The organism is Lichenibacterium minor, assembly GCF_004137685.1.
Classification (GTDB): Bacteria; Pseudomonadota; Alphaproteobacteria; order Rhizobiales; family Beijerinckiaceae; genus Lichenihabitans; species Lichenihabitans minor.
Genome location: NZ_QYBB01000008.1, coordinates 1 through 13172 on the forward strand (window position 1 = coordinate 1; position 13172 = coordinate 13172).

10 protein-coding genes and 1 tRNA gene are annotated in these 13172 nt (G+C 70.4%); 3 read left to right on the plus strand and 8 right to left on the minus strand.

The features are described from left to right. Positions 1-185 precede the first annotated feature (185 nt). The 5 genes from D3273_RS09000 to D3273_RS09020 form a co-directional block, all read right to left on the minus strand. Entirely contained in the window at positions 186-1391 is a 1206-nt protein-coding gene (locus tag D3273_RS09000; protein ID WP_129225644.1) for an AAA family ATPase, read from the minus strand. Positions 1392-1520: 129 nt separating this feature from the next. Then, positions 1521-1898 (minus strand): glutathionylspermidine synthase family protein, encoded by a 378-nt coding sequence (locus D3273_RS29935; protein WP_129225948.1) that lies wholly within the window; start codon positions 1896-1898, stop codon positions 1521-1523. Positions 1899-2039: 141 nt separating this feature from the next. Next, complete coding sequence (locus D3273_RS09010; RefSeq protein ID WP_129225646.1) at positions 2040-3044, minus strand: 3'-5' exonuclease; 1005 nt, start codon at positions 3042-3044, stop codon at positions 2040-2042. Next, entirely contained in the window at positions 3041-3286 is a 246-nt protein-coding gene (locus D3273_RS09015) for a hypothetical protein (RefSeq protein WP_129225648.1), read from the minus strand. Before D3273_RS09015 ends, D3273_RS09010 begins: the two co-directional genes overlap by 4 nt. Before the next feature lie 138 nt (positions 3287-3424). Continuing rightward, positions 3425-3501 (minus strand) — tRNA-Pro (locus D3273_RS09020). A 586-nt stretch (positions 3502-4087) separates the two neighbouring features. On the opposite strand from D3273_RS09020, the gene D3273_RS09025 reads away from it, so the two are divergent. Beyond that, positions 4088-5218, plus strand: coding sequence for an FAD-dependent oxidoreductase (locus D3273_RS09025; protein ID WP_165359429.1), 1131 nt, complete (start codon positions 4088-4090; stop codon positions 5216-5218). 39 nt (positions 5219-5257) lie between these two features. On the opposite strand, the gene D3273_RS09030 is transcribed toward D3273_RS09025, so the two are convergent. Further along, positions 5258-6805: a glucosamine inositolphosphorylceramide transferase family protein gene (locus tag D3273_RS09030; protein WP_342634265.1), complete on the minus strand. Its 1548-nt coding sequence runs from the start codon at positions 6803-6805 to the stop codon at positions 5258-5260. A gap of 369 nt (positions 6806-7174) precedes the next feature. On the opposite strand from D3273_RS09030, the gene D3273_RS09035 reads away from it, so the two are divergent. Both D3273_RS09035 and D3273_RS09040 read left to right on the plus strand, forming a co-directional pair. Then, positions 7175-9298, plus strand: coding sequence for a GumC family protein (locus D3273_RS09035; protein WP_245501078.1), 2124 nt, complete (start codon positions 7175-7177; stop codon positions 9296-9298). Between the two features lie 83 nt (positions 9299-9381). Beyond that, positions 9382-10599, plus strand: a complete 1218-nt coding sequence (locus D3273_RS09040) for a VpsF family polysaccharide biosynthesis protein (protein WP_129225654.1) — start codon at positions 9382-9384, stop codon at positions 10597-10599. A gap of 27 nt (positions 10600-10626) precedes the next feature. Here the strand turns inward: D3273_RS09040 and D3273_RS09045 are convergent, their stop codons facing one another. Further along, positions 10627-11883, minus strand: a complete 1257-nt coding sequence (locus tag D3273_RS09045; RefSeq protein WP_245501079.1) for a glycoside hydrolase family 5 protein — start codon at positions 11881-11883, stop codon at positions 10627-10629. Next, positions 11880-13073, minus strand: a complete 1194-nt coding sequence (locus D3273_RS09050) for a DUF1972 domain-containing protein (protein WP_129225656.1) — start codon at positions 13071-13073, stop codon at positions 11880-11882. Before D3273_RS09050 ends, D3273_RS09045 begins: the two co-directional genes overlap by 4 nt. Positions 13074-13172: the final 99 nt, after the last annotated feature.

Below are 13172 nucleotides of genomic sequence, written 5' to 3' on the forward strand. Positions count from 1 at the left end.
CCGCATCAGCGAGAGGCCCTGAATCACAGGAGGAGTCAGCCCGTCAACGACCAACGGTCAAACTGATGGGTGCTCAGGCACGAAACTCGTCGTTCCGGTGTGCGAAGAAGTCTTTCCGCCCGCCACCACCTCCCGCGTCTCGCGCTTCTTCGAAATTAGCAGGATTCAGAACGATCTGTATCGGGCTAGCCATTTACATTCTCGCTATCGCTGGATTTTGTACCACGTCCAAGCTGTCGACTGACGGTGGATTTATCTCGTCCCGACACTTCTCCAATATCGGCCAATGTGAACCCGAGGATCGGGTCGTCTCGCATGGCTTGAAACAGCAACTTCGAGTCACCGAAAAGCAACGCACGCCGCTCAGTTTTTATGCGCGCGGAGTTCAGCGTCGCAAACTGACGCAAGGTATCCAGCAAGCCCTTTTTGTTATCATCACGTAAGGTGAATACCTTCTTATACGTCCGAACAAGAGACTCGATTTCCGCACCGGTCGTTCCCTCAGTGAACCAAGAAATTAAACGAAGATGAACGTCTGGCGCCTGAACGGGCTTCATAAAATGAGCAGCTATAACTCGCCGTAGATCGAAGTCTGGTTTAGGAATCTCGAGTTGGACTTCGAACCTTCTCCAAATGGCAGGGTCTAATAGCTTGGGATGATTTGTAATTCCAATTGTAAATCCCACATCACGGCGCAGATCGAGGTTTTGCAGCAGAGTGTTAACTACTCTCTTTATTTCACCAACTTCCTGCGGATCGTCACGCACTTTCGCTATAGCGTCAAACTCATCAAGAAGCAGTATGCACTGATAACGGTTTGCGAAATTGAAAAGATTTCCGATGTTCCTAGCAGTCGTTCCAAGGAAGGAAGATACTAGGCCGTCGAGCTTAACCGAGATGACAGGCAGGTCTAGTCGTTGCGCAATCCAGAGAGCGAGGCGCGTTTTGCCGGTCCCTGGCTCTCCATAAATCAGACAAGTCTTTGACGGTCGAATGTCCAGAGCAGACATGGCGTCGTAGTGAGCCCACTCTTCCACGATCGTCTCAATCGCATAACTGACGATGGAATCGAACAACGGTGCTCCCTGCTGAATATCTGCCGGGAAAAAAATATCCGCAAGAGCAGCTGCTGTCTCGCGGTCAACTGGCACCGGAGTGCTTCGTGTTAGTACTTCGCCGACGGCCTTGGATCTCGATCTTTCGATTCGGCTCGGGGCAATCTCGTGAGTGCGATCAGCAGTCGTCAGGATGCTCGTGAGCGCTCCTGACTCTTTACTACTCCCATCTCTAGCCAAAGCGTCGCGCAAGCGCTCGACCTGTTTACGAGTGGCAGGAGAGGCGTCAGCCATCGCAGCGCGACAAAGAGCCTGGACGATGGGGAAATGTTCCATAAGGCGGTCCCTGCGGCGCAGTATCATTGAGCGCCATCCAGGTGCATATAGCGCTCCGAGAGTTGCGTTTCAAGCCGTTTTCGGTGCGTCGAAAGGCCAGATAGATGCATCAAAGGGTCGTATCGTTGCTCAGGTGCGGTTGGCTGAGGCGCAGAGTGCAGGCTTGGCCGTTAGGGTAGGGAAAAAGGTGCGTGCGTCCGATGATTGCCCTTCTCCGAAGCGCTCGGCCTCACGTGATGGCGTTAGGCACGAAGCGCGATCGGTTCCAGTGATCGCCATCGCATCCTCTCGAATGCCAATCCCGCAAGGGCGGCCGACGACGATCCACGATCCGACAACGGGCCGCATGCCATCGAACACAGGCAAGGGGTGAAAGGCCCGAAAGACTTCAGGGCCGTCGTAGAGACCTTCTGTCCGCGCCGCCGCAGCGCCACGCTCGACGATGGTGATGTTCGCCCCTCTCGCGAGTGCATCGGCTTTCGCACCCAGCTGTCGCCGAGCGCCGATGCGCCGGCTTCGTCTTCGATAAAGGTGGGGAGCAGGTTCTGATTACCCGGCGCGAGCTACCACAGCAGCGGCAGAATGCCCTTGCTCGACAGCTTCATCTTCCAGGCCGGTTCGACCATGCGAACCGTCGCCATCGACATCTTATCCAGGGCGGTAGCGCTCGAAGGCGGTCATTACGTCCTTGCGCAGCTCGACCTCGCGTAGGTAGATCTCGCGCTCCAGGAACCGCATCTCGGCCGCGACGTCATCTTCGTCGACCTCAGTCCACCACGCCTTCGGCTGGCCATCGCTACCACCAAACCAGCGATAGCCACGGGCACGGAGGACGTCCTTCATGTCGTAGGGCGCCCACTCGGCCCAGATCCGCACCCGCGTGCGGCCTGATGAGCGCAGGAGGTGGCCGAGCATCGGGCCCGCATCGCCATCAGGCACATGAGCCAGCACCTCCAGGAGCGCGTGACAGTCGTCCACGGCCCGGTGCCCGTTGTGGAACAGGCCGCAGCCGTTGACGAGGTACCCGAGCTTGGCGCCCTCGAAACCGGCCTCACTCCACGGCACCTCGTTGACCGAGCAGGCCCAGGCGCGATGCACGAAGGCCTCGTCCAATCGTTCGCAGAACGCGCGGTCGAACTTGGCGTTGTGGGCGATCACGGTCTCGGCCGGCTCCAACAGGGCGCGGACAGCCGCCATGTCGATGACCTGGCCCGCCACCATTTTGGCCGTGATGCCGGTCAGGCGCGTGATCTCCGCGCTGATCTCGCCCTTGGGCTCGTGCAGCATGCTCAGCGCGCCGATCACCTGGCCGATGCGACCCTCGGCGTCGTGCACGAAGGCCACCATGCCAAGCTCGATCACCTCGTCTCGACTGTGGTCGAGTCCCGTCGTCTCGACGTCGACGATGCAGGCCACGGCCTCGCCGGGCTTGAGCTGGTAGGCAGGGTCGACGGATCGCGGCTGCAGGCGCCGGAGCACGCGGTAGTCGTCGTGGGCGTCGAGGACCCGCGCGGCGCACTCGTGGTCGAGCCAGGGCCCACCACGCTGCCGCTTGGACGGTGCGGCGCGGGCGCGGATGGCCCGCGGCGACGGGGTTGGAGGCGCCTCATCCTCGCCGAACAGGTCCGGCTGGGAGAACGGGCTGGGGCTCATGGCATCGGCCTATGGATGACGCACAGTGCCAGGGTGGCGGCGATGGCGGCCAGCAGCAGAACGCAGATCAGGTCGGGCGCGGAGATCATGCACTCCTCATGCTGGATCACGAAAACGCGGCTGGTCCGGAGCCGGCCCAGCAAACCGGTGCCAAGTCGCGGGAACAGCTGCCTGCGCGCGCAGCCCTGCATCGGATCGGGTCGCTCGATATGGGGCCGGCCGATTGGCAGAGCGCTGATCATCCGTGCAGCGCCTCACGGACATGTCGACCGGCCCCGAAAATGCGGGCCAGGAGGCCGAAAACGAACCTGACGTGGCCGTTTCTGTGCGGATAACTGTGCGGGTGATTGGTAGTGGTTCTGGTAAACCACTGATATGCTTGGTCGGAGTGATAGGATTCGAACCTACGACCCCCTCGTCCCGAACGAGGTGCGCTACCAGGCTGCGCTACACTCCGACACTGGCCGGACGCGCGTGGCGCCGACAAGCGGGTGTATAGCGGGACCGGCGGGCCCCCGCAAGCCCCGAGCGTCGGAAAGCGGAGGTGCGGATCTGGTGCCGGCTCCCGGCCGGTGCCGGACGCGGGCGTGACGGTCGGACGTGGGACGGCCCGACGGGCGCATCGCCGTTTCAACGCCGCACGGCGAGGTGCCGGTCGGCACGGTTCCGTCCGGCCGGGGGCCGGGGACGCGCCGGCGGACGATGGGAGCGCGCCCTCGTGGCAGGACGACCCGGAACGATGCTGGGGCGCGGGCAGGAGCCCCGTCCCCGCTGCGGTCGATCCGGATCCGGCGCGGCGGACCGCTTTCAGCCAAGCGCGGTGCCGCCTTCGGCTTGCACTCGACCGCCGGCCGCGGCGGAGACTGACGGACCCGCGCTCGCCGGCGGCGGTCGGTGACAGGTGGGGCCGGTCGATTTGACGGGGGCGCGCCCCCCGGCGTCGATTCCGCGGACCATCAATCCTTAAGGCATGCTGGATAGGACGTGAGAAGGGGCCTGCCGTCCGGAGCGGTGACGATGGGGGAGCGACGATGACGTCTGACATGCGGAACGTCGATGTGGCGGTGATCGGCGCGGGCCTCGCCGGCACCTGCGCCGCCAGCGTGCTGGCGAAGGCCGGATATGCGACGGCCCTCATCGATCCCAGGGGCGTCTACCCGCACGATTTCCGCGCCGAAAAGCTGGGTCAGCCCCAGATGGACCAGTTCGAGCGCCTGGGCGTCGGGGCGAGCGCGGCTTCGGTCACCACGCCCGTGGACGAGGTCACCGTCGTGCGGTTCGGGACGTTGATCCGGCGGGAGCGTCGCCGCGAATACGGGATCTCCTACACCAACCTCGTCAACCGCCTCCGTGCCGACCTCCCGGGCGGATCGGCGCTGACGGTCGGCCGCATCGACGACATCCTGCCCGGGGGGGATCGACGGACGGTGGTCCTGGCCGACGGGCGCCGCATCTCGGCCCGGCTGGTCGTCATCGCGACGGGGCTCGGCGACGCGGTGCGGCGCAAGGTCGGCATCTCGCGCACGTCGATCAGCCCGCGCCATTCCCTGTCGATCGGCTTCGACATGCGGGCACCGCGCCGGGACTTCCCCTTCCAGTCCCTGACCTATTACGCCGAATCGTTCGGCATGGCGGCCGCCTACCTGACGCTGTTCCCCTTGGGCGACACGATGCGCGCCAACCTGTTCGCGTATCGCGAACCCGGGGACGCCTGGACGCGCGCCTTCGCCTCCGCGCCGAGCGAGGGTCTCGCGGCGCTCCTGCCCCGCCTCCGGCGACTGTGCCCGGACCTCGCGGTCGCGGGGGCCGTCGAGGTCCGGCCCATCGACCTCGTGCGGGCCGAAGATCCCGCCCGCGACGGCGTCGTCCTGATCGGGGACGCCTACCTCAACACCTGCCCCATCCCCGGCACCGGCATCGGCAAGGTGCTGGTCGACGTCGAGCGGCTCTGCCGGGTCTACGTGCCGCGCTGGATGGACCTGCCGAACATCGACCGTGCGGCCACGGCGGATTTCTACGCGGACCCCGTGAAGGCGGCTTCGGACGCCGAAAGCCTGCGGGCCAGCGTTTATGCGCGCGCCATCGGCACCGCGACGGGGTTGCCCTGGAAGGCGCGAAGGATGCGCAACTACGTCGGGCGCCACGTCATCGACGCGCTGTGTCCCGCGCGGTGACGCCCCGTCCCGGCGGGCCCGCGCCGGGACGGGGCGGGGTCACCGGACGGCGGCGGGGTCGCGGGCCAGCGCAGGCGCGTCCGTGCGCGGCGGGGCTCCGGCGCCGCGGCGCAGGCGGGCGGCCAGCGGGGCGAACCGGAGCGCCCGCGCCGAGCCATCGATGAACTCGAAACCGCCGGCGGCGTTCAGCGTGTGGAGCCGGCTCCCCGGCCAGGACGGCCCCGGCGCCAAGCGCGCCACGACCGTTTGGCCGAAGCCCTCGTCGTCGAGCCGGTCGATGCGGGCCAGGGCCAGGGCGGCGCCGTAGCCCGCCGAACAGTCCTGGACGGGCCTGATCAGCCGTCCGTCCCGCTCGACGACGCGCCCGGCCGGCCGGGCCGCCGCGATGTCGATCAGGACCGGGTTCGCGGCGTGGGGCGTCCAGGGGCCCCGGAAGCCGGGCGCCGACCACAGGTGGAGCGCGTCGGAGAAGCAGCCCCGCCCGAGCGGCGCCGCCGCCGCGGCGTGGCGCAGCGTGGCGAACATCCACCAGCGCCCGTCCCGCTCGAACAGCGTCGCGTCGCTGGCCGTCACGCCGCTGAGCAGCGTCGCCTCCTTCACCCAGCCGCCGGGGAAGGCGGTCGCCCGGTACAGGTCGACGGTGCCGTTCGCGCAGCTTTCCGGCACCATCCACACGGCCCCGTCCCGCGCGAAGACGAAGGGGTAGGACAGGTGGTGCGGCTCCTCGAGCACCGGCACCGGGGTGCCCAGGGGGCCGTCGGGGCCGAAGCGAACGGCCGAGATGACGCCCTTGGCTTTGGCGTGGACGTAGTCTTCCACGAAGAGCGTGCAGGTGCCGTCGTGGACGATGGGGAAGGGGTCGGCGTAGAAGCGCGACCCGTCGTCGGGCAGCGATTGCCAGCCGCCCGCCGGGTGGTGCCCGAGCGACGCCACGTCGGGTCCGTCGAGCCGCCGCCAGCCCACGCGCCAATGCGGCCCGTTGAAGCCCAGGCGGTACAAGCGGCGCACGAGCGCCCCGGCCCCGGCCCGCCCCGCGCGCCCCGCGACATCGCCCAGGCCGAGGCGGGGCGATGGCGCGCGGGGCGGGATGTCCCACGGCGGCGGGGCGGCGGTCCCCGGCATCCGGGATTTCGCCACGGCCGCGGCGATCAGCGTCGTGCTGCGCGACAGGCCGTCCTCGAAGGCCGTCCGGACCACGCCGCGGACTTCGGTGCCGATCCGGCCGACTTCCAGCACCCGGTCGCCCTCGGCCAGCGCCGCGATCGGCGGGCGGTCGTCGAGCAGCGCCGCCAGCAGCCCCCGTTCCCCCGGAACGCCGTCGTAGCTCAGCGTCCACACGCGCGGGGCGGCCGTCTTCGGCACGTCGCCGCACAGGTCGACGACGATGTCGGGCCGGGCCGGCCCGATTCCCGGCCAGCGGGCGAGGTCCGACGGCCGCGCGGGCGCCGCCATATGGGCGTCGGGCAGGCGGTGGATCGCCGCTTCCAGGCGGAACAGCAGGTCGGCCGAGCCCGTCCACGGGTCGGGGCTCGGCCGAAGGTCGAAGTCGACGGCACATCCGAACCCGTCGGAAAGCTCGGCCGCCAACAGCGCGTGCCACCGCCGTGGCCGGCGGGCGTCCAGTCTCAGCCTCACATGCATGCCGTGCCGCCTCGCGTCGAGCGCCGCGGCCGCCCCCACGGCGTCGCGGGCCCGCTTCGCCCGCGATCATCCGACAGGACTCGTGCTCAAATCCTGAAGGGCCCGGACAACCGCCCGTCGGCCGCGGGGGATTTGTTTACGGTGGGACGACATATTGCGGGTCGGTCCCGCAGATCCGCACGCCGCACTTCCGCGACGGACGCATCGTCGGGCGAGCCGGGTATCGTCGGCCTGGCCTGCCGCTTCCTCCCCGCCCCAACGGGCCGGGCGTCGGACGGTGCGCGGACGGGAGGCCGGCACGTGGGGAGCGCTGTCTTGAACCATCGGCGGTCAACCATCGCCCAGGCCGCCGAGGTCCTCGCGCCCGGCCCCCCGGACGTGCCCGACCTCGATGCCGCGCCGATGCCGCAGGGGCCGGACACGACCGCCGAGATCGGCGACCTGTGGTCGATCCTGTCGCACCGCCGCCGCCTCATCGTCGCGACGACGTCGCTGTTCGGCGCCGCGGCCCTGGCCTACGGCCTTTGGACCACGCCCCTCTACACGGCCTCGGTGCAGATCCTGATCGACCCGCGCGACCGACAGGTCGTCACGAACGACCTCACCCCCAGCGCGGTCGCGCCCGACGGGGGGGTGACGCAGGTGGAAAGCCAGGTCAAGGTCATCCAGTCGAACGCCGTTCTGCTGCGCGCCGTGCGGGCGACCGGCCTCGCCGACGACCCCGAGTTCGTGCCGCCCGCGGACGGGATCGTCCCGACGCTGAAGCGCATCGTCCTGCACGCCCCGGCCCGACGCGACGGGCGCGAGCTGGACGCCGACGCGCTGGCGGCGCTGCGGCGGAAGCTGGCCGTGAAGCGGGCCGACAAGGTGTTCGTCGTGGACGTGGTCGTCACCACCGCGGACCCCTCGAAATCGGCCCGCATCGCCGACGCCATCGCGGACGCCTATCTGGCGGACGGCGCCGAAGCCCGCGTCCAGGCGGCGTCGCGCGCCGCCGGCGAGCTGCACGCGAGGCTCGACGGTTTGAGGACCGACCTCCAGGCGGCGGAACGACGCCTCGCCGCCTTCAAGGCCGAGAACGGGCTGATCGCGTCCAGCGGTCGCCTGGTGAACGAGCAACAGCTGAGCGACGTCAACGCCCGGCTGGTCGCCGCGCAGGGCCGCACCGCCGAAGCCGCGAGCCGCCTCCGCCGGGTCCGCGATCCGCGCGACCCCGCCGCCGACGGGGCGACCACGCAGGAAGCGCTGAACTCCACCGTCGTCGAGCGGCTCCGCAGCCAATATGCCGAGCTGTCGAGCAAGGACGCGGATCTGCGCATGCACCTCGGGAGCCGCCATCCCGACCTCCTGGCCGTGCAGGCGCAGGAAGCCGACGTCGAGCGGCTCATCGGCGCGGAACTGGGGCGCATCGGCCGCGGCGCCACGACCGACTACCGCCGCGCCCTGGCCAACGAAGCGTCCCTCACCGCGACCCTCGCCGCCCTGCAGAGCAAGGCCGTGGCGACCGCGGGCTCGTCCGGGCGCATGCGCGAGTTGGAACAGGACGTCGAAACGCGGCGCACGGTGTACAACGATTTCCTCCTGCGGTCCCGCCAGATCACCGAGCAGGCCAACGTCGATCCCGCCAACGCGCGCGTCATCGGCTCCGCCATCCCGCCCGTCGACGCCAGCTGGCCGCCGCGGCTCGTGATCGTGCTCGCGGCGCTCGTCGGCGGCCTCAGCGTCGGCGCCGGGCTGGCGATGGGGCGCGAATATTGGAAGCCCACGCTGCTGTCGTCCCGCCAGGTCGAGCGGCTCCTGGGCGTCCCCGTGCTCGCCACCATGCCGGCCTTGTCCGGCCCGCCCGACGGGGCGGCCCAGCTGTCGGCCGCGCTCGTGGTCGACGGCCTCCATTGTCTCGCCCGTCCCCTGGGCCGCTCCCGCGTGGCGAGCGTGATGGTCACGGGCGCGCCGTCCGAAGGCGCCCTGCGCCACGACGTGCTGGACCTGCTGGCCGCTTCGGAGGTGAGGCGCGGCGGACGCGTGCTGGTCGTCGACGCGGATCTCGGGGGACCGGGGGCCGACGACGCCGGCCTGCTCGACGTGCTGCGAGGCGAGTGCCGCGCGCGGGATGCCGCCACGGAGGATCCCCGCACCGGGGCCTGGTGGATCGGCCTCGGGCGCAGGGTCGGGGGGGCGGGGAATCCCTTCGGGCGGGACGGGGGCCGCCGCTTCCTCGGCGACCTCGCCGGCTCCTTCGACACCGTCGTCATCGACGGCGGCAGCCTGCCCGCCAATCTCGCCGCCGGGCCCCTGACGGCCGCGGCTGACCAGCTCCTGGCCGTCTTCTGCGAAGGCGTCACCCCGCAAAGCTACGCCCTCGACCTCCTCAAGGCCGCGGCCGTGGTCGGCAGGCCCCTCACGGCCTCGGTGCTGGTCGGACGCCGGAGCGCCGCGTGACGGCCCGACCGTCGCCTCGGTCCCGGGCGGCGGCGCTCCCCTCCGGGGAAGGATGGGCGACCCCGGCGGTGCGGAACCGGTCCGTGCCGCTGGCCGACACCCTGCTGCTCGTCGACGCGGCGATCATCCTGGCGGTGTCGGGCGGCCTCCTGTGGACGCTCGGGATCAACTACGACGGCCTGACCGGCTCGGCGCCCCAGAAGCTGCATCCTTCCACCTATCTGACGCTTCTGCTCGTCGGCTGGGCGGCGGTCCGCTCCGGCAACCCGGCCGGTTACCTGGCGTCGGCGGCCCGGCGGCGGCCCGGCGGCCTGCTCCTGGCCGTGGTGGGCGTGGCCTTCTTCCTCGACGTCGCCCTGCGGGGGGCTCCCGGCGTCGCGGGGACGCTCGACACCTTCGTGCTGCCCGGTCTCCTGGCCATCCTGCTGGCCGACCTCGTGCCCGCCGCGATGCTCCGCCTCGAATACGTCGTTCACGCCGTCATGCTCGCCAACGCGCTGCTCGGCCTCTTCGAGTTCGCCAGCGGCGAGCGCTTCTTCCCCTACCGGTTCGACGGCGCGGTCTTCGAAACCGACACGCGTTCGGCGTCCCTGCAGGGGCACCCCCTCGGCAACGCGACGCTGACGGCCTGCTACGTGCTGGCCCTCCTCACCGGCGGGGGCGGCCTGTCCCCCGCCGCGAAGGTCGGCATGACGGTGCTCCAATGCGCCGCTCTCGTGGCCTTCGGGGGGCGCTCCGCCATCGTGGTCACGCTGGCGCTGGGCGGGGTCCACGGGCTCGTTCGCCTCCACCGGCTGCTGTCGACGGGGCGCGTCCCCATCCTCGGCGCGGCCGCGGCGCTCTTGGTGCTGCCGCTCGTGCCGCTCGGCATCGGCATCCTCGCGTCCGGCGGCTTCTTCGACGCCCTGCTCGACCGGTTCACCGACGACGGCGGCAGCGCCAACGCCCGCGTGGCCATGTTCGACCTCTTCGGGCAGCTGCCGTTGCGCGACGTCGTGCTGGCGCCCGAAACGGAACTGGTCGACACGCTGCGCCGCATCGACGGGCTGGAATGGGGCATCGAGAACCCCGTGATCCGCACGCTGCTCTACCACGGCGCCGTCATGACGGCGCTGCTGCTGGGGGCCGTGACGCTGTTCCTGGTCGAGGCGGGGCGACGGTGCCGGCGCGGCGTGGCCTTGCCCATGCTGGCCTTCGCCATCCTGGCCAACACGTTCGAAAGCCTGGGCGGGAAGACGACGCTGCTGGCCAAGTTCGCCGTGCTCGCCCTGGCGCTGTATCGCCAGCCGGACCGCCGCTGACGGCCCCGGGCCCGGGCCGCCGCGCGCTCAGCCCGGCCGGCTCAGCCCCAGCGCCCGCGCGATGGGGCGGTCGAAGGCGCGGCTGGCCGGGTCGATCAGCCCCATGGGGCCGAACGCCGTCCACATCGCCCAGGGCAGGCCGAACCCTTCGGCGCTGCGGCGCACGTCCTCGATGTAGCGCGCCCGGTCGTCCGCCGCCGCCGCCACCATGCCGTCGCCGCTCCCCAGCGCCCCGAACTCGCCCATCACCACGTGGGCGGGCGGGATGCCGCAGCGGTCCGCCCAGGCGCGAACGGCCGACAGCGCGTGGTCGACGAAGCCTCGGTCGGGCCGGGCCTCGAAGTATTCCCGCAGCTTGGCCTCGGTGACGCGATACACCGCGTCCCGGTCGGCGGACGGCGCGGCGGTGTCGGCCGCCATGCGGGCGCGCACCGCCGCCAGCGTCCCGTCCAGAGTGCCGGCCGAGGATGGCCAGGGCACCCCGTTGAGCGCGCGGTAGACCGGTTCGCGCATCCAGGGCGCACCCTGGTGGGTGAACAGGTAGGGCTCGTAGAAGTGGAAGGTGAAGAGGGTCGGCCCGGCCGCCCGCAGGGCCGCGGGGTCGAGCGCGACGAGGCCGTCGATCAGGCCCCCGCAGGCCCCCGTGGCGACCAGCGTCAGGCGCGGCGCCGCACCCCGGGCCGCGGTCATCAGCTCACCCTGCACCTCCGTCCACCGCGCCGCGCCGCAGGCCTGCGGCGGCTCGTTGACGGGTTCGAGCGCCAGCCCATCGGGGCCGTGCCGGTCGAGCCTCCGCGCGAACTCGGCGACGAGGTCGCGGTAGCGGGGGAACAGGGGCGAGGACGTGCCGTCGTACAGGTTTCCGGGGGTGAAGTGATGCGTCGCCCCGTTCGCCTGGACGTTCAGGACCAGGCTCAGGCCGGCGTCCCGGACCGACGCCACGGCGTCGTCGAGCTGCGCCAGCAACAGGTCGCGGCGCGCTCCCGTGAAGGCCAGAAAGGGCCCGGGATCGACCGGGAGCCGGACGAAGTCGAAGCCGGAGCCGGCCAGCCGGGACAGGTCTCCCGCGGTCGGCACGGAGCGCCCCGGCTGGAACGGGGGCCACCCGTAGTCCGTCCGCGGCGGCGGGAACTCGCGCGTCAGCGAGAACCATGGCCAAAGGTTGAGGCCCCTCCGCAGGGACAGTGGCGGCGGCGCGGCCTCGGCCGGACGCGCGACGCCGAGCGCCGCGCCGCCGGCCAGCAGGGCGCGGCGCGTCAGGCCGGCGGGGCGGCGGCCCGTCACCCGTCGGAGCCCGTCCGGCACACGGCGGCCGGCACGGCCGCGGCCTCATCGCCGCACGCGGCAGCGCTCCAGGCATGCCCGCCGAGGCTCAGCAGCGCGGTCTCGTAGGCTTCCAGGATGGTCGGCCAATCGAACAGCGACGCCTGGGCGAAGGCCGCCTGCCGGGCCCGCTCCCGACGCTCGTCGTCGGACAGCAGGGCCGCGATGGCGCGGGCGCAGGCGTCCACGCCGTCGAAGAACGCCTGCCCGTCCCCGGCCGTCGCCCGGTTGTAGGGGTTGTCGTGCGCGATCACGGCGTTGCCGGCCCAGAGCGCTTCCACCAGCGACGGGTTGGTGCCGCCCACCGTGTGGCCGTGGAGGTACGCGCGCGCGTGGTAGCGCAGCGCCTGCACCGTCCCGGCGTGGTAGATCGGCCCGGCGAACATCACCTCGTCGCTGGCCGCGGCCCGCACCGCCGCATGGTAGGGGACGGCGTCGTCCAGCTTGCCCAGCACGACCAGCCTGGCGCCGCGCCGCTCGCGGGAGAACGCCTGGACGATCTCCAGGATCGAGTTGTCCGGTTCGATCCGGGCGATCGACACCATGTACCCGCCCGGGACGAGGCCGAGCGCCCGGATCGGCGCCGGGGACGTCGACCGGACGGGGTCGCCGCCATAGGGGATCGTCAGGATGGCGTCGCGGGAGCGCCGGGTGGCGAGATGGTCGGCGATGGCGGGATGGTCGGCGACGAGGCGGTGCGAGGTCCAGGCCGCGATCCATTCGTTGACCCAGAACCAGGCCCGCACGGGCCAGGACCACTTGGGCCGCCGCCACTCGATCCCATCCATGTTGGTCATGATGGTCCGTCCGAACAGGCGGAGCAGCGGCAGGAACAGCGCTCCATTGTAGCCGAGGACGAGGCACACGCCGCCGCGCCGCGCCGCGTCGAGCACGCACCGGCCGTCGAACTCCAGCGTCGCCTTCGGCCCCCGCGAGGCGACCTCGACGTGGATGAGGTCGATCCCGCTCCACCGCGTCACCGATACGCGGTTCTCGACCCGATCGACGTCCTTCTGGCAGTACACGCCGACCGTCCAGCCCCGGGCGACGAGGAACAGGGCCAGGCGCTCGGCGAACGTTTCGAACCCGCCATGCGCCGCGGGGATGCCGCGGGTGCCCAAAATCAACACCGATGGGGAAAGCTCGTTCATTGTGACCCACGGATGATGGTTAAACGGGCGTGAAGCAGGCTCGCAGGAGAATGCTGCTGTCCTTCGATACGCAGGAAGCGTTGCTTTCACGTTTAGACT